The organism is Candidatus Pelagibacter sp. PS_28, assembly GCF_059417885.1.
The window spans coordinates 823,993-841,075 of the sequence record NZ_CM182070.1 but is presented as its reverse complement, the minus strand read 5'-3'; the positions used below and the strand labels follow the sequence as shown (position 1 = coordinate 841,075).

The window sequence follows — 17,083 nt, the reverse complement described above, 5'->3', positions numbered from 1 at the left end:
AATTGGTTAATGATAAATTAATAATTGATAAAAAAAAATTTAATTCCAGATTAATAGTTGGAACTGGAAAATATAAAAGTATGGCAGAATGTGCAGAAGCTATTAAATTATCTGGAGCAGAAATTGTTACTGTTGCTGTGAGAAGAGTAAACATTTCTGATAAAAAAAAACCTTTATTGATGGACTACATTGATCCAAAAAAAATAACTTACTTACCAAACACTGCTGGCTGCTTTAATTCTGAAGAGGCTCTTAGAACATTACGTTTAGCAAGAGAAATTGGTGGATGGAAACTGGTAAAACTTGAGGTTTTAGGAGATAAAAAAAATTTATTTCCAGATATGATTGAAACATTAAAATCTACAGAAGTTTTAACTAGAGAAGGATTTAGAGTAATGGTTTACTGTAATGATGATCCTTTAATGGCTAAAAGATTAGAGAATGTAGGAGCTTGTGCAATTATGCCTCTCGCAGCACCCATAGGATCTGGACTTGGAATTCAAAATACAACAAACATAAAAATAATAAGAAGCCAAACAAAGCTTCCTTTGATAATTGATGCTGGCTTAGGACAAGCGTCAGACGCAGCTATTGCCATGGAGTTAGGTTGTGATGGAGTGTTGGCTAATACTGCAATCGCTAAAGCTAAAAAACCATTTCAAATGGCATTGGCATTTAAAAATGGAGTAATTGCAGGAAGACAATCTTATTTAGCAGGTCGTATAGAAAAATCTATATATGGAAGCGCATCTTCTCCAAAAACTGGAATTATCTAGGCTACTGTTTTTTTAAAAAATTTCTTTTTAAAAAAAGGTTTTTTTTTATAAGGCTTTTTTTTAATAGGACTTTCAAAAGATTTAACTTCTTTTTTTTGCTCTTCTAGGTTTTTTAACTTTTCTATATGTTGAACTATTTCTATTGTTTTTTTAGTTTTGTTTTGAAGATCAATTATGTATTCAGGAATAATAAGATTGTTATCTGCAATTATATCGATCTTAATTAAGTTTTTTTCTTCAAAATACTTTAAGTCTTCAATAAAGTTTTCTTTCATAAAGTCTGATATCTTTTCGCAAATCTTAAGTTCTACAAATTTTGCTTTTGTTAAAACAGCTTTAACCTCGACTAATTTAAGAATCTTCATCGCAAAAGACTCATCTGTAAGTGTAACTTTCCATTTTACAGCACTTTCCCTTAATCTTTGTCTAGACATTTCTAAAAGTCCAAATGTACTAATTCTTCCAATTTGAATTCTTGCCCTATCAGTTCTGCATTGTTCTTTAAGTTTTCTCTCAACCAACCTTCTATTTCCAAAACTCAACATATCAATAAAATCAATAATAATTAGACCAGACAGATCTCTTATTTTTATTTGTCGAGATATCTCTTCTGCTGCCTCAAGATTAGTGTCTAAAGCAGTACTTTCTACATTTTTTTGTTTAATAGAGCTTCCTGAATTTATGTCAATTGAAACTAGTGCTTCAGTTGGATTTATAACTAGGTAACCTCCTGATTTTAGTTTTATTTCTGAGTCATAAATTTGATTTAATTTTTCTTCAATGTTCTCTTTAAAAAATAAAGGAACTTTTTCTCTATATTTTTTTATTTTTTTTACATGAGAGGGCATCATTAACTTCATAAAGTTTTGGGCTTTTTTGTAACCTTCATTACCTTCAATGACGATACTATTTGTGCTTTCATCATACATATCTCTCAAAGTTCTTTTTATAATATCACTTTCTTGATGGATTAATGATGGAGCTATAGAGTTTAATGCATTTTCTTTAATTTCATTCCAAGTTTTAATCAAAGTTTGAAGATCATGATCAATATCATTTTTTGTTTTGTTTGATCCTGCAGTTCTTACAATAAGCCCCATTTCTTTTGGAATAACTATATCGTTTAAAATAGTTCTAATTTTTTTCCTTTCTCCTGGGTTAAATATTTTACGAGATATGCCACCACCTTTTGGTGTATTGGGCATTAGGACAATATATTTACCTGCTATAGAAATAAAAGTACTCAACGCAGCACCTTTTTGTCCTCTTTCATCTTTTAAAACTTGTATTAAAATTACCTGATTAGGTTTTATAACTTCTTGAATCTTATATCTTTTAGATCTAAATCTTGTTTCAGATTTTCTACCGTGTAATACAGGCGAAGGTTGCTCTTTATCTTCATCTACTTGAGTGGTATCTGTAATTGGAGTATCACTCCCTTCTGTTATCTGATCATTTGTTTCAAATTCAGACTCAAGTTTTACTTCAACTGGATCATTAATATCAAGATTACCCTCGTTAATATTTTTTTGTTCTTCTAGCTCACTTTTTTTTAATAGTTCTTCTCTGGCTTTTTCTTCTTCTTCTTTTATTTTTGCTAAATCACTCTGAGGTATTTGATAATAGTCAGATTGAATATCGTTAAAGGATAGAAAACCGTGTCTATCTCTTCCAAAATCAATAAATGCAGCTTGTAAAGATGGCTCTACTCGGCTTACCTTGCCAAGGTAGATATTATTTTTTATTAAATTGTTTTTTAAGCCTTCGTACTCGTAGTCTTCAATGTTTTCACCTGACTTAAGTACAACTCTTGTTTCATTTGGATGCGAAGCATCAATGTATAAATTTTTTTCCATATATTTTTGATTAATTGTTTCATTTTATATTTAAATAATTTTAAATTTTGTTTGAATTCTGATGCCTTAACTTTAACAAATTCTTATATATATTAAACTAAAATGCATCGAATAATTAAAAATATATTTATAGTAGTTTTAAGTGTTGGTTTGTTATCTGCGTTTTCTGTATTAGCTGTTTTGTGGGCTTTTTCTAACAATTTGCCAGATTATAAATTCCTCAAAAATTATAAACCATCAGTTTCTAGTAAAGTTTACTCAGGGAATGGTGAGTTGGTGAATGATTTTTCATCAGAAAAACGAATATTTGTACCCTATAAATCAATACCAGAAAAAGTGATTAATGCTTTCTTATCTGCAGAAGATAAAAATTTCTATTCGCATCCAGGAGTAGATGCCAAAGGAGTGTTAAGAGCAATAATTAATAACATTTCCAATGTAGTTGCATCAAGAAGATTGGAAGGTGCATCAACAATAACTCAACAAGTGGCAAAAAATTTTTTATTAACAAACGAAGTAAGTTTAAATAGAAAAATTAAAGAGGCAATTCTTGCTTTTAGAATAGAAAGAGCTCTTTCAAAAGAAAGAATATTAGAACTATACTTAAATCAAATATATCTGGGTGAAGGTACTTATGGCGTTGCATCTGCTAGCTTAGAATATTTTGACAAATCAATTAGTGAATTGAATTATGAAGAAGCAGCTTTATTAGCAGCTCTGCCAAAGGCTCCAAGTAGATATAACCCGTATAAAAATATAGAACTTGCAAAATTTAGAAGAGATTTAGTTATAAACAATTTGTTTGAAAATAATTATATAAGCAAACAAAATCAAAAAGAGCTTTTGTCGAAAAAAATAATATTAAAAAAAAGAAAAAAAATATTTACAGAAGATGCTAGCTACTATGTAGAAGATATTAGAAAAGATGTAGTTGAAAAATTAGGATTTGATAAAGTTTACAAACAAGGATTAAATATAAGTACACCTATTAATATTAGCTTGCAAAAAATTGCAACTGACTCATTGAGACAAGGTCTTATTGAATACGATAAACGAAAAGGGTGGCGTGGTCTATTGACTAATGTTAAAAATTTAGAAAAATGGAATAAAGATTTAGATAAATTTAGATTAGAAAGATCAATTAATTGGGATTTAGCAATAGTTAAAAAGATAGATAAATTTTCAATAGAAATTGAAACGGAATATGAAAAAAAAGGAATTATTAAGTACGAAAACATCTCGTGGATAAAAAAAGATTTTGATGAAATATTGAAAATTGGGGATGTTATTTATACTGAAAACATAAATAAAAATATATTTGCCTTAAGGCAACTGCCAGAAGTTAATGGAGGGATTGTTGTTATGGACCCTTTTACTGGACGGGTATTAGCTCTAAGCGGAGGATTTAGCTTTAAAAAAAGTGAATTTAATAGAGCCACACAAGCACTAAGGCAGCCAGGTTCTGCTTTCAAACCTTTTGTTTATGCTTTAGCTCTTGAGAATGGATATACACCATCAACTTTAATTCTAGATGCACCACTAGTTTTAGAGCAAGGATCTGATTTAAAAATGTGGAAACCTGAAAACTACGGTAAAAAATTTTATGGACCATCAACACTTAGAATGGGGTTAGAAAAATCTAGAAACTTGATGACTGTCAGAATTGCACAAGATCTTGGAGTTAAAAAAATTGTTAATTTTTCAAAAAAACTTGGTATTTATGAAAATCCCAGCGAGCTTTTATCAATTTCATTAGGCTCTGCAGAGACGACTTTATTGAAACTAACATCTGCATACTCTTCATTTATTAATGGAGGAAAATTAGTTAAACCAATAATGATAGATAGAATTCAAGACAGTGAAGGGATTACAATTTTTAATAATGAAATGAGAGAGTGTATAAATTGTGATCAAATATCTCACTTAAGTAACAATTATCCAAATATAAAGGACAGTTTTGAGCAAATATTTTCCCCAGAAACAGCATATCAAATGACCTCGATATTAGAGGGAACTGTTCAAAATGGGACAGGAAAAAATTTAAAAGATTTAAATTTGGATTTGGCTGGAAAAACAGGCACAACAAACGGAAATACAGATACATGGTTTATAGGATTTACTTCAAAATTAGTAATAGGAGTTTATGTAGGCTCAGATAATCCAAGATCACTTGGAAGGTATGAAACAGGAGCAAAAACAGCATTACCAATTTTTAAAAGCTTTGTAAAAAAAGCTGTAAAAAAAGAAGATGCAAGACCGTTTAAAGTTGCAAAAAATATTTTAATGAAAGTTATTGATCCTGTTACAGGAGAAAAAGCTGAAATTGGGACAAGAAGAACAATTATTGAAGCTTATAAAGAAGTGAAAGTAGAAAATTTATTAAATAAAGATATTAATAATAGATTAAAAAATAATAATATATTAAGGTTCTACTAATGGACAACGAATATTTAAATTACAAATCTGAAATAGAAAAAATCAATCAAAGAGTTAAGGAGTACCTTTGAAAAAAATGATATTCATAAAAAATTAGAAAAGAATAACCAAAAAATATTAGAAACTAATTTTTGGCAAGATAAAGCAAATTCTCAGAAAGTTATTAAAGAAAAAAAATTATATGAAGAATTAATAAATTCATATGAAAATTCATCTAAATCAATAATTGACCTTGATGAATTGAACGAACTTGCTTTAGAAGAAAAAAATCAATCTGTCATAAACGAAGTTCTTGAGAGTATTAAAGATTTAAAAAAATTAGCTAAAAAAAATGAAACTAAATGTTTTTTGTCAAATGAAACTGACAGTTTAGATTGCTATATAGAAATTCACGCTGGTGCTGGTGGAACGGAGAGCCAGGATTGGGCAGAAATGTTAAGAAGAATGTATTTAAAATGGTCAGATATTAAGAATTTTAAATCAGAATTAATTAGCGAACATAAGGGAGAGGAAGCAGGCATAAAATCATCAACTATTAAAATTGAGGGTGATTATGTTTTCGGATGGTTAAAAGCTGAGTCAGGAATTCATAGGTTGGTTAGAATATCTCCTTTTGATTCTGGAGCTAGACGACATACCAGTTTTGCAAGTATATGGATTTATCCAGTCGTAGATGAAAATATTGAAATAGAAATTAATGAAAAAGATTTACGTATTGACACCTATCGATCAAGTGGAGCAGGAGGGCAGCATGTGAATACTACAGATAGTGCGGTAAGAATAACCCATCTACCTTCTAAAATAGTAGTTCAATGTCAAAATGAAAGATCACAACATAAAAATAAAGATACCTGTATGAATATGCTTAAGGCAAGACTATATGATTTTGAATTAAAAAAAAAAGAACAAGAAAGCCAAACAATAGAGTCTTCCAAGTCAGAAATTGGTTGGGGTCATCAAATTAGATCTTATGTACTTCACCCATACAGAATGGTAAAAGATAATAGAACTAACTTTGAAAGCTCAAATCCTGATAAAATCTTAGATGGTGAGATTGATGATTTTTTAGAAAGTTCGTTATATAAAGTGAAATAATGAAAAGAATAGTTAAAATTCTTGCAATATTAATAATAACCCTTGCGGCAATTGTTATTTACTTGAGCATCTATGGAGTAAAAACTGACAAGTTTAATAAAGAAATTATAAAGAATGTTTCAAAAATTAATAAAAAAATTAATCTTTCATTAAATGAGGTTAATTATCTATTAAACCCACTGAATTTTAGTATCAATATTTCAACAAAAAACCCCAAAATATTATTGGAAGATAAAAGTCTAGATTTAAAAGACATTACTAGCAATATTTCATTAAAATCTTTTATAAGTAATCAGTTTTCTATTGATGATTTAAAAATTTCAACAAAAGAAATTAAAATCAAAGATTTAATCTCATTAACAAGAGCAGTTGAAGGCTCACCACAACTTTTTGTTTTAGATAACATCACTAAAGAGGGATTAATTTCTGCAGATATAAATCTTAAATTTGATTTAGATGGAGAAATAAAAAACAACTATCAAATAACTGGGACTGTCAAAAAAGCAAAATTTAATATTTTTAACAAGGTTGAAATTGATAATTTAAACCTTTCATTTAATATAAGCAACAATCAGCTAACATTAAAAAAGATAGAAACAAATCTTAATAGTATAAAATTAAAATCACCCTTAATCACAATTGAAAAAAAGAAAGATATATTTTTTGTTGATGGAGAGGTGGCAAATAAAGAACAAAATTTTGATATAAACAAATTAAAACCTATACTTGGTAATTTACCAAACAATATAGAGATAGAAAAAATTGACTTTAATTCTGTAAATATTTTTTCTTTCAATGTTAGCAAAAAATTAAGATTAAAAGATTTAAAACTAGAGACCAACTTAAACTTAGAAAATTTTCAAATAGTTAAAAATCCCCTTAATTTAAAAATTTTTTTACCTAATTATGCAGAACAAATTAAATTTAAAGATCATAAAATTAAAATTAAATTAATTAAAGGTATATTGGATATTGTGGGAGATGGAGATATCTATATTGGCAACGAGTTTGAACAATTATCTTACCGCGTTATTAAAGATGCGGGAGAAATAACATTTGATACAAACCTTAATATTAAAAATAATCCATTAACAATAAATTTTTTAGATTATAAGAAGAAAAAAGAAAACAGTTCAGAAATTTTATTAAAAGGTATTTACAAAAAAAATAAAGAATTGATATTAAAAGATATTTCTATAACAGAAAAAAATAATCGAATTTTAATTAAAGATTTAATGTTTAGTAAAAATTTTAAAGTTAAAGATTTAAGTTACATTAAACTTAATTATCGAAATAAAAATGATCTTCTTAACAATTTAGAGCTAAAAAAAAATAAATCTAATTTTTCCATAAATGGTAAAAGTTTTGATGCAACACAGTTAATTAGCAACAGCATGAGTGATGATGAAAGTACTACAATTTTTGAAAATTTTAATTCTAAATTTAATATTAAAATAGGCACAACTTATATAAATAAAAACGATTATACTAAAAACTTAGCTGGATACTTCACTTTTAAAAATAATAAATTGGATAAATTAAATCTAGCATCTACTTTTTCTAACAATAAAAAAATGAACTTATCTATTGAAACTAATAACCAAAATGAAACTATTACAAAATTCTTTTCAAACTACCCAAAACCTTTGATTAAAAGATATGATTTCATTAAAGGATTTGAAGAAGGTTATCTAAATTTTAATTCTATAAAAAAAGATGGTGTTTCTAATTCTGTATTAATTATTGATAACTTTAAAGTTAAAGAGGTACCTGTTTTCGCTAAGCTTTTAAGCCTAGCGTCACTTCAAGGTATTGCAGATCTTTTAACGGGTGAGGGAATAAGATTTACCGATTTTGAAATGAGATATTCAAGTCAAAAAGGTCTTACTAATATTGAAGAAATGTATGCAATCGGACCTGCTATTTCTATATTAATGGATGGTTATATTGAATCAAAGAAATTGGTTAGCTTGAGAGGAACATTGGTTCCAGCAACAACTATAAATAGATCTATAGCCTCAATTCCACTACTGGGTAAAATACTAATAGGAGAAAAAACGGGTGAAGGTGTTTTTGGTGTAAGTTTTAAAATAAAAGGACCTCCAAAGAATTTATCAACAACAGTTAATCCAATTAAAACACTAACACCTAGATTTATAACAAGAACTTTAGAAAAAATTAAAAAAAACTAAATTAACTCAACTTTAATATGTTTTTTCTTACCAAGTGAGAGTTTAATTAAATTACCCTTAAATAAATCCTCAGTAATTAAAAACTTTTCATCAGAAATAGCCTTACCATTTATTTTAATTCCATTCCCTTTAATTAATCTTCTAATTTCACTTTTAGAACCTTCTAATTTTGATAAAATTACCAAATCTAGAATACTTATATTATCATCTAACATTTTTTTATTAATTTGAGTGGTTGGTAGATTATCACCTAATGAATTTTCAGAAAATGTTCGTTTGGCTGTTTCTTGGCATTTACTTGCTTCATCTTCTCCATGCAACATAGAAGTAGCTTTGTTGGCAAGTAAAATTTTTAACTCATTAATATTGTCATCTTTAATATTTTCAATTTCATCAACATTAATATCTGTAAAAATTTTTAAAAACTTTAAGACATCTCGATCATCAATATTTCTCCAAAATTGCCAGTAGTCATATGATGAAAGAAATTTTTTATCTAGCCAAACAGCTCCAGATTCAGTTTTACCCATTTTTGCACCTGATGCCAATGTAATAAGAGGTGTCGTTAAACCGTAAACATGATTATTTGAATATCTTTTTATAAGATCAACTCCATTAACAATATTACCCCATTGATCAGAGCCACCAATTTGAAGCATACATTTTTCTTTTTTGTTTAATTCTAAAAAATCGTATGCTTGTAAAATCATATAGTTAAATTCCATATAACTTAATGACTGCTCTCTTTCTAATCTAATTTTGACACTATCAAAACTCAACATTTTGTTAATTGTAAAATGTTTTCCAACATCTCTTAGAAAAGAAATATAATTTAAATTTTTAAGCCATGTGTAGTTATTAACAAATATAGGTTTTGTCTCTGGATCTTTATCATCTAAAAAATTTTTTAGAATTTTTTCAATATTATTTATATTTTTTTCTATTTCTTTTTCAGATAAAATTGTCCTAGTTTTATCTTTTCCGGATGGATCACCTATTCTAGTAGTACCCCCTCCTAATAAAACAATTGGTTGGTGGCCATGTTTTTGGAGCAATCTAAGACACATAATTTGAAGTAAACTACCAACGTGAAGACTTTCAGCTGTACAATCAAAACCAATATAAGCTCTGATTTTTTCTTTATCTAATAATTGAGATAGATTTTCTTCACCTGTACACTGGTAAAAGAAACCACGATCTTTAAATTCTTTTAAAAATTTATTCATAAATATGCTATCTAGAATATACAATATTTACTTTAAAAATAAGAATGGAAAAATTTTATACTTCTTTAGGGTTAATGAGTGGCACATCTATGGATGGGGTTGATGCGTCAATTATTAAATCAGATGGTGAAAGTAACTATGAGCCTATATTTGATAAATATTTTGAGTATGATGCGGGAATTTATTCAAACTTACTAAATCTCAGAGATAAAATAAATTCAATAAAAGATATAAAAGCTAATTCTTATCAAATTAACGAGCTCGAGAGAAAAATCACCTTATTTCATGCAAAAATTAGCAAAGAAATTATAAAGAATGCAGGAGTAGATGTAGATATAGTTGGGTTTCACGGTCAAACAATTTTTCACAATGCTCAGGAAAAAATATCAAAACAAATAGGAGATGGCAATTTACTATCAAGTCTTTTAAAAAAAAATGTAGTTTATAACTTTAGAGAAAATGACATTCATAATGGAGGCCAAGGAGCTCCATTAGCTCCAATCTTTCATAACTTACTTATAAAGCAGAATAAAATAGAGAAACCTGCTTGTGTTTTAAACATAGGAGGTATCGCAAATATTACTCTTGTTATCTCAAAAAATAATGAAGATTTAAAAAGTTTTGATGTAGGTCCTGGTAATTGTCTTTTAGATGAATGGGTTAGAAGACACACACAAATGAAATATGATGAAAATGGAAAAGCATCAAATATAGGAAAAACAAGTGAAGTTATTCTAAATCAAGCGATTGATAATTTTGACAATATAAGCAATCAAAAAAAACTTTCATTTGATATAAAAGATTTTGATTTAAGTTTTGTAAAAGGTCTCACATATGAGGATGGCTTATCTACATTAGTAGATTTTACAGCAATAATAATTTATCAATCAATTTTAAAATCAATCAACAGCGAAGAAAATAAAAAGTTATTAATAATAGTTTGTGGTGGTGGAAGAAAAAACCTTTCATTAATGGGGAGCATAAGAAAAAGACTACCAAAAAATATTTCTTTAAAAATAATTGATGATTATAAAATTGATGGTGATTTCATCGAGTCCCAAGCTTTTGCTTATCTTGCAATTAGGTCTGCACTTAAAAAAGTAATTTCATTCCCCAATACTACAAATGTCAAAAAACCATCAATAGGTGGAGTTTTAGTTAAAAACTATTAAGATTAAAATAAAGCAGATTCTTTTTTGATATATTTATCTAAACATTTTACTAATACGTCTTCTGTTTTAGTAAAAAAATGATTAGCATCATTTATAGCCTGAAAGTCAACTTTAATACCTTTTTGGGCACTCAATCTTTTATCTAGATCTGTAATATGTTGTAAGGGAACTAACTCATCCTTTTTTCCATAAATCATTAAACCTGAAGTAGGACATGGAGATAAGAATGAAAAGTCATAAACATTTGGTTGTGGCGAAATTGCAATAAATCTATTTATTTCTGGTCTTCTCATTAACAATTGCATTGCAATTAAAGACCCAAAGGAAAATCCTGAAACCCAACATTGTGAGTTATCAAAATTTTCACGCTCTAACCAATCTAGTGCTGCAGCAGCATCAGCCAGTTCACCTTGACCATTATCAAACTCACCATCACTTTTTCCAACACCTCTAAAATTTACTCTACATACAGAAAATCCATTTTCCATAAAAGTATGAAATGTATCAACTACAACTTTATTATTCATTGTTCCTCCATATTGAGGATGAGGTTGTAATACTAACGCTATTGGTGATGTAATTTTTTCACTTTTGTAATACTTGGCCTCCATTCTTCCAGCAGGCCCAGGTATAAAAACTTCAACTATTTTATTGTCCATAAATGATATTGATTATTATTCTCAAAAAAAAATACACATATCATAACTAAGCGACAATATGTTATCTTTTTTATGTATTGTATACTTGACTAATTTAGTCAGGTTTATATAAAAAGCCCACTTAAATAAGGATAATATGAAATTAACTTCAAAAGGTAGATACGCAGTAATGGCTTTAGCTGATCTTGCTAAGTTCAATAGTGTTAATCCAGTATCTTTAAGAGATATATCGTTAAGACAAGGTATTTCTTTGGATTTTTTAGAACAAATTTTTTCTAAGTTAAAAAAATATAATATCGTAAAAAGTATTAGGGGTACTAATGGAGGTTATATCTTAAACAAAGAACCAGAAGAAATTAAATTAGCAAACATACTTAGTGCCGTAGATGAAGAAGTTAAAACTGTTCAATGCAAGAAGGAATCTAAAAAAGGATGCAATAGTAAGACTACGAAATGTATCACTCATAATTTATGGGACGAACTTGAAGTTCATATCAATCATTTTTTCGAACAAAAAAATTTAAAAGATCTTATAAGCAATTCTTCAGAAAGTAGAAATTAAAATGGATGCAAGAGAAAAAGAAATAGAAAAATTAAAAGATTATAAATATGGATTTTCAACTGATATTGAAAATACTAGAGCACCCAAGGGTTTAAATGAAGAAGTAATTAAGTTTATTTCAAATATTAAAAAAGAACCACAATGGATGCTTGATTGGAGATTGAAAGCCTTTGAAAGATTAAAGCAATTAAAAGAACCTAATTGGCAAAAACCTAAATATCCCAAAATAGATTATCAAGACCTTTATTATTATTCAGCACCAAAAAGCATGGATGACAAACCAAAAAGTTTAGACGAGTTAGATCCAAAATTATTAGAAACTTATAATAAACTTGGAATACCTCTTCAAGAACAAGCAAGACTTAATGGAATAGCAGTTGATGCTGTATTTGATTCTGTTTCTGTTGCAACCACGTTTAAGGGTGAGTTAAATAAAAAAGGAATTATTTTTTGCTCTATGTCAGAAGCTATACAAGATCATCCTGAATTAGTAAAAAAATATTTAGGGTCTGTAATTCCAATATCAGATCATTATTTTGCAACACTTAACTCTGCAGTGTTTACTGATGGTTCATTTGTATATATTCCTGAAGGAGTAAGGTGTCCAATGGAACTGTCAACTTATTTTAGAATTAATGCTACTGAAACAGGTCAATTTGAAAGAACTTTAATCATTGCAGATAAAGGAAGTTATGTAAGTTATCTAGAAGGATGCACAGCACCAATGAGAGATGAAAATCAATTACATGCAGCAAATGTAGAATTAGTTGCACTAGATGATGCTGAAATAAAATATTCAACTGTACAAAATTGGTATCCTGGAGACAAAGATGGAAAAGGTGGAATTTATAATTTTGTAACAAAAAGAGGTTTGTGCAAAGGAAAAAATTCAAAAATATCTTGGACACAAGTTGAAACAGGTTCAGCAATTACATGGAAATATCCAAGCTGTATATTGATGGGTGATAATTCTGTAGGAGAATTTTACTCAATAGCAATAACAAACAATCATCAAAAAGCAGATACAGGTACTAAAATGATTCATTTGGGTAAAAATACAAAAAGCAAAATAATATCAAAAGGTATTTCAGCTGGATTTGCAGATAATACTTATAGAGGCTTAGTGGATATTGCAAAAAATGCTGACAATGCAAGGAATTTTACTCAATGCGACTCTCTTTTGATGGGTAATAAGTGTGGAGCGCATACTGTTCCATACATAAAGAATAAAAATTCTAGCTCAAATATTGAGCATGAAGCAACCACATCTAAAATTAGTGATGAACAATTGTTCTATTGTAATCAAAGAGGTTTAAATCAAGAAGAGGCTGTGAGTTTAATTGTTAATGGTTTTTGTAAAGAGGTTCTTCAACAATTGCCAATGGAATTTGCTGTTGAAGCTCAAAAATTAGTAGGAATTAGTTTAGAAGGGAGTGTTGGTTAATGTTAACAATTAAAGATCTTAAAGCGAATATTGATAATAAAGAAATTTTAAAAGGTTTAAATTTAGAAATTAAACCAGGAGAGGTACATGCAATTATGGGGCCTAATGGATCTGGAAAAAGCACTCTATCAAATGTTCTTTCAGGGAAAAAAGGATACACTGTAACTGGTGAAGTAAAGTATTTTAATGAAAATCTTTTAGAATTAGAAATTGAAGAAAGAGCTCATAAAGGAATATTTTTAGCATTCCAATATCCATTGGAAATACCAGGAGTTAATACCAATATATTCTTAAAAACATCTTTAAATGCAATTAAAAAAGCTAAAGGTGAAAAAGAATTAGATGCTATTGAATTCTTAAAATTAGTTAAACAAAAAGCCGGAGAATTAAAATTTGATGAAAAAATATTAAGTAGACAATTGAATGTAGGTTTTTCTGGTGGAGAAAAGAAAAAAAATGAAATACTTCAAATGTCCATACTAAATCCTAAGCTATCTATTTTAGATGAAACAGATTCAGGACTTGATATTGATGCTTTAAAAATAGTATCTGAAGGTGTGAATGCATTAAGAAGTAAAGACAGTTCTTTTTTAATTATTACCCACTATCAAAGATTACTTGATTATATTAAACCAGATTTTGTTCATGTTTTAATTGATGGTCAAATTGTTAAATCTGGAGGATCTGAATTGGCAATGGAATTAGAAAGCAAAGGTTACGAAACTCTTAGTTAAATGATTGAACAACTAAAATCAGATTTCAATAAGATGACAGAAAATTTAAAATTTTCTGAAAATAATGTTGAGTTTAGAAAAAAAAATTTAAAAAATTTTATTGATAAAGGCTTTCCAAATAAAAGAATTGAAGATTGGAAATTTTCTGATTTAAATCAAATTATCTCATCTAATATTGAAAATTTAAGTTTTTATGATGATAAGACTTACGAGCCTAAAGATCAAATATCATTAATTAATAAGTTCGAACATAATAAGATTATTTTTATTAATGGAGTTATTTCAAAAGTAGACATCAAGTATGAGGATGACACTAAAGTTTTAATTAATAATGATTTAGATTTAAGCAAAAATACTAATAAAATTAATCCATTAGTATCTTTAAACCATGCTCTAGCTAGTGCACATATTGGTATTATTGTTAAGGAGAATTATTCACTAAATAAGCCATTAATTTTATACAATATTACTACTGAGGATGTTAATTCAACAGCACTCAATTTAAGAACAGATATTAAGTTAGAAAAAAATAGTAGCTTGAAATTAGTTACTATATTTGATGATCACTCTCAAAATAATTTCATTAATATTAATCAAAATTTTGATATTGCTCAAGATTCAATCCTTAAAAGCTATAAAATTGATCATAAAACTAATTCTAATATTAAATATTTTTATAATAATATTAATCTTGAAAAAAATAGTATCTCTGAAAATTTTATTTTTTCAACAGGATCTAAATTTATCAAAAATGAAGTAAATTGTAATTTAAATGATCAATACAGTTCAGCATTTATTAATGGTGTGATAAATTTAAAAAACTCACAACATCATGAAATTAAAACGAACATAAATCATTTGGCAGAAAATACAAAAAGCTATCAATTAATCAAGACAGTTTTAAATGATAAATCCAAAGGTATTTATCAAGGTAAAATTTTTGTTGATCAAAAAGCACAGAAAACAAATGGGTACCAACTAAGTAAAGCTTTACTTTTAAATGAAAATACAGAATTCGATGGTAAACCTGAACTTGAAATTTATGCAGATGATGTAAAATGCTCGCATGGATCGACTTCGGGTAACTTAGACGAAGACTCAATATTTTATCTAATGTCTCGAGGTCTAAGTCATCATCAATCAAAAGAATTATTGATTAATGGTTTTCTAATGGATGCAGTTGAAACAATTACAGATTTAGAAATCAAAAATTTAATCAAAGATATGATGGGAGTTGTAGAGTGAGTATAGAAAATATTAAAAAAGAATTTCCAATATTTAATAATAAAGTTCATAATAATGATCTTGTATATCTTGATAGTGCTAACTCATCTCAAAAACCACAATCTGTAATTGATAGAGTTAATGATTTTTATACAAATGAATTTTCAAACACAGGTAGAAGCGTTCATTACTTAGCAGTAGCTGCAACTAATCTTTATGAAAATACAAGATCTTCTGTTCAAAAATATATTAACGCTAAAGATAAAAATGAAATTGTATTCACTAAAGGTGCAACTGAGGCAATTAATCTTGTAGCTAATACCTATGGTCAAAAATTTTTAAAAGAAGGGGATGAAATACTTATAACAGAACTTGAACATCATTCTAATTACGTACCTTGGCATTTTTTGAGGCAATCTAAAAGTATAAAGATTGAGTTTGCTGAAATTAATGATGATGGAGAAATTACTTTAGAAAGTATTGAAAAAAAAATTACATCAAAAACAAAATTAATTGCTATTACACACTTATCAAATGTAACAGGATCAGTTTTACCAGTTAAAGAAATAACAGAATTTGCTCATTCAAAAGGTATTGCGGTTTTAGTTGATGGATGCCAAGGTGCTCCTCATTTAAAACTTGATATGCAAGACATAGACTGTGATTTTTATGCTATTTCTTGTCACAAAATGTATGGGCCTACTGGTCTTGGTGTTTTATATGCAAAGAAAAAGTGGTTAGAAGAATTACCACCCTATCAAGGTGGAGGTGGAATGATTCAAGATGTAAAAAAAGATTGCATTTCATATGGTGATTTACCTAATAAATATGAAGCTGGCACGATGGCTACAGCACAAGTCATAGCATTTGATCAATCTATAAAATTTTTAGAAAAAATCGGAATTGAAAACATGATTAAACATGAGCAAGAATTAATCCAGTATGGTCAAGAAATTTTAAGAAAAAATAATTCAGTTAAATTAATTGGTAACCCAAAAAATAGATCAGCAGTTTTATCTTTTACTATAGAGGGTGTTCATCCACATGATATAGCTACAATATTGGATGAAGATGGTGTCGCTATTAGAGCGGGTCATCATTGTTGTCAAATCCTACATGACAAATTAGGTATACCTGCAAGCGCTCGTGCCTCATTAGGTGTTTACAATACAAAAGATGATTTAGATCAACTTAATAATTCTATCAATAACTGTAAGAAAATTTTTAATATCTAATGAATATAAAAGAACTTTATCAAGAAATAATTTTAGAGCATGGTAAAAACCCGCGCAACTTAAGAAAAACAGAAAATTTTAATAAAGATGCAATGGGCAAGAATCCATTATGTGGTGATAATGTACATGTATTTTTAAAACTTGATGAAAATAAAAAAGTAGAAGATATTTCATTTGAAGGTAGTGGCTGTGCAATTTCAATGGCCTCAGCATCAATTATGACTGATTTAATTAAAGGAAAAGAAGAAGTTGAAGTTAAAGAAATTGTAAATGACTTCTTAGGTATGATTAAGGAAAATCCTGAATTAAAATCAAAAAACCTAGAAGAAGATGAAAAAACTAAATTAATGTGCTTGTCTGGAGTAAAACAATATCCAATGAGAGTAAAATGTGCGACTTTATCATGGCATACTTTAATTTCTGCAATTGACAATACTCAAGAAGAAATTAATACTGAAAAATTAGATTAAAT

14 protein-coding genes are annotated in these 17,083 nt (G+C 28.0%); 11 read left to right on the top strand and 3 right to left on the bottom strand.

Features of this window, described 5'->3' with window-relative positions:
• Positions 1-2: 2 nt before the first annotated feature.
• Positions 3-776: a thiazole synthase gene (locus AC5SMR_RS04600; protein ID WP_494576345.1), complete on the top strand. Its 774-nt coding sequence runs from the start codon at positions 3-5 to the stop codon at positions 774-776.
• Here the strand turns inward: AC5SMR_RS04600 and AC5SMR_RS04595 are convergent.
• Positions 773-2,632 carry an Rne/Rng family ribonuclease gene (locus AC5SMR_RS04595; protein WP_494576343.1) on the bottom strand — a complete coding sequence of 620 codons (1,860 nt, stop codon included), beginning with the start codon at positions 2,630-2,632 and terminating at the stop codon, positions 773-775. The two genes, AC5SMR_RS04600 and AC5SMR_RS04595, sit on opposite strands and share 4 nt — an antisense overlap.
• A 102-nt stretch (positions 2,633-2,734) precedes the next feature.
• Between AC5SMR_RS04595 and AC5SMR_RS04590 the strand changes: the two genes are divergently transcribed.
• From AC5SMR_RS04590 to AC5SMR_RS04580, 3 genes are read left to right on the top strand one after another with little or no spacing between them, the layout of a single operon-like run.
• Positions 2,735-5,068, top strand: a complete 2,334-nt coding sequence (locus AC5SMR_RS04590) for a penicillin-binding protein 1A (protein ID WP_494576341.1) — start codon at positions 2,735-2,737, stop codon at positions 5,066-5,068.
• A gap of 45 nt (positions 5,069-5,113) precedes the next feature.
• The gene (gene prfB, locus AC5SMR_RS04585) at positions 5,114-6,163 is read left to right on the top strand and encodes a peptide chain release factor 2 (protein WP_494577401.1); all 1,050 of its coding nucleotides are present in this window, start codon (positions 5,114-5,116) and stop codon (positions 6,161-6,163) included.
• Positions 6,163-8,355, top strand: coding sequence for an RNA polymerase beta'' subunit family protein (locus AC5SMR_RS04580; RefSeq protein WP_494576339.1), 2,193 nt, complete (start codon positions 6,163-6,165; stop codon positions 8,353-8,355). Before prfB ends, AC5SMR_RS04580 begins: the two co-directional genes overlap by 1 nt.
• On the opposite strand, the gene tyrS is transcribed toward AC5SMR_RS04580, so the two are convergent.
• Positions 8,352-9,581, bottom strand: coding sequence for a tyrosine--tRNA ligase (gene tyrS / locus AC5SMR_RS04575; protein WP_494576337.1), 1,230 nt, complete (start codon positions 9,579-9,581; stop codon positions 8,352-8,354). The genes AC5SMR_RS04580 and tyrS overlap by 4 nt on opposite strands.
• 44 nt (positions 9,582-9,625) lie before the next feature.
• Here tyrS and AC5SMR_RS04570 point away from each other — a divergent pair, with 44 nt between their 5' ends.
• The gene (locus tag AC5SMR_RS04570; RefSeq protein ID WP_494576335.1) at positions 9,626-10,753 is read left to right on the top strand and encodes an anhydro-N-acetylmuramic acid kinase; all 1,128 of its coding nucleotides are present in this window, start codon (positions 9,626-9,628) and stop codon (positions 10,751-10,753) included.
• Positions 10,754-10,755: 2 nt separating this feature from the next.
• Here AC5SMR_RS04570 and AC5SMR_RS04565 read toward each other — a convergent pair whose 3' ends face one another.
• Positions 10,756-11,412, bottom strand: coding sequence for an alpha/beta hydrolase (locus AC5SMR_RS04565; RefSeq protein ID WP_494576333.1), 657 nt, complete (start codon positions 11,410-11,412; stop codon positions 10,756-10,758).
• A 136-nt stretch (positions 11,413-11,548) separates the two neighbouring features.
• Between AC5SMR_RS04565 and AC5SMR_RS04560 the strand changes: the two genes are divergently transcribed.
• From AC5SMR_RS04560 to sufU, 6 genes are read left to right on the top strand one after another with little or no spacing between them, the layout of a single operon-like run.
• Positions 11,549-11,974 (top strand): RrF2 family transcriptional regulator, encoded by a 426-nt coding sequence (locus tag AC5SMR_RS04560; protein WP_006997175.1) that lies wholly within the window; start codon positions 11,549-11,551, stop codon positions 11,972-11,974.
• 1 nt (position 11,975) lies between these two features.
• Complete coding sequence (gene sufB / locus AC5SMR_RS04555) at positions 11,976-13,418, top strand: Fe-S cluster assembly protein SufB (protein WP_006997174.1); 1,443 nt, start codon at positions 11,976-11,978, stop codon at positions 13,416-13,418.
• Positions 13,418-14,152: a Fe-S cluster assembly ATPase SufC gene (sufC, locus tag AC5SMR_RS04550; protein WP_494576331.1), complete on the top strand. Its 735-nt coding sequence runs from the start codon at positions 13,418-13,420 to the stop codon at positions 14,150-14,152. Before sufB ends, sufC begins: the two co-directional genes overlap by 1 nt.
• Positions 14,153-15,397 (top strand): SufB/SufD family protein, encoded by a 1,245-nt coding sequence (locus tag AC5SMR_RS04545; RefSeq protein ID WP_494576329.1) that lies wholly within the window; start codon positions 14,153-14,155, stop codon positions 15,395-15,397.
• Entirely contained in the window at positions 15,394-16,611 is a 1,218-nt protein-coding gene (locus AC5SMR_RS04540) for an aminotransferase class V-fold PLP-dependent enzyme (RefSeq protein WP_494576327.1), read from the top strand. The genes AC5SMR_RS04545 and AC5SMR_RS04540 overlap by 4 nt, the downstream gene beginning before the upstream one ends.
• Entirely contained in the window at positions 16,611-17,081 is a 471-nt protein-coding gene (gene sufU, locus AC5SMR_RS04535; protein WP_018413975.1) for a Fe-S cluster assembly sulfur transfer protein SufU, read from the top strand. The genes AC5SMR_RS04540 and sufU overlap by 1 nt, the downstream gene beginning before the upstream one ends.
• Positions 17,082-17,083 lie beyond the last annotated feature (2 nt).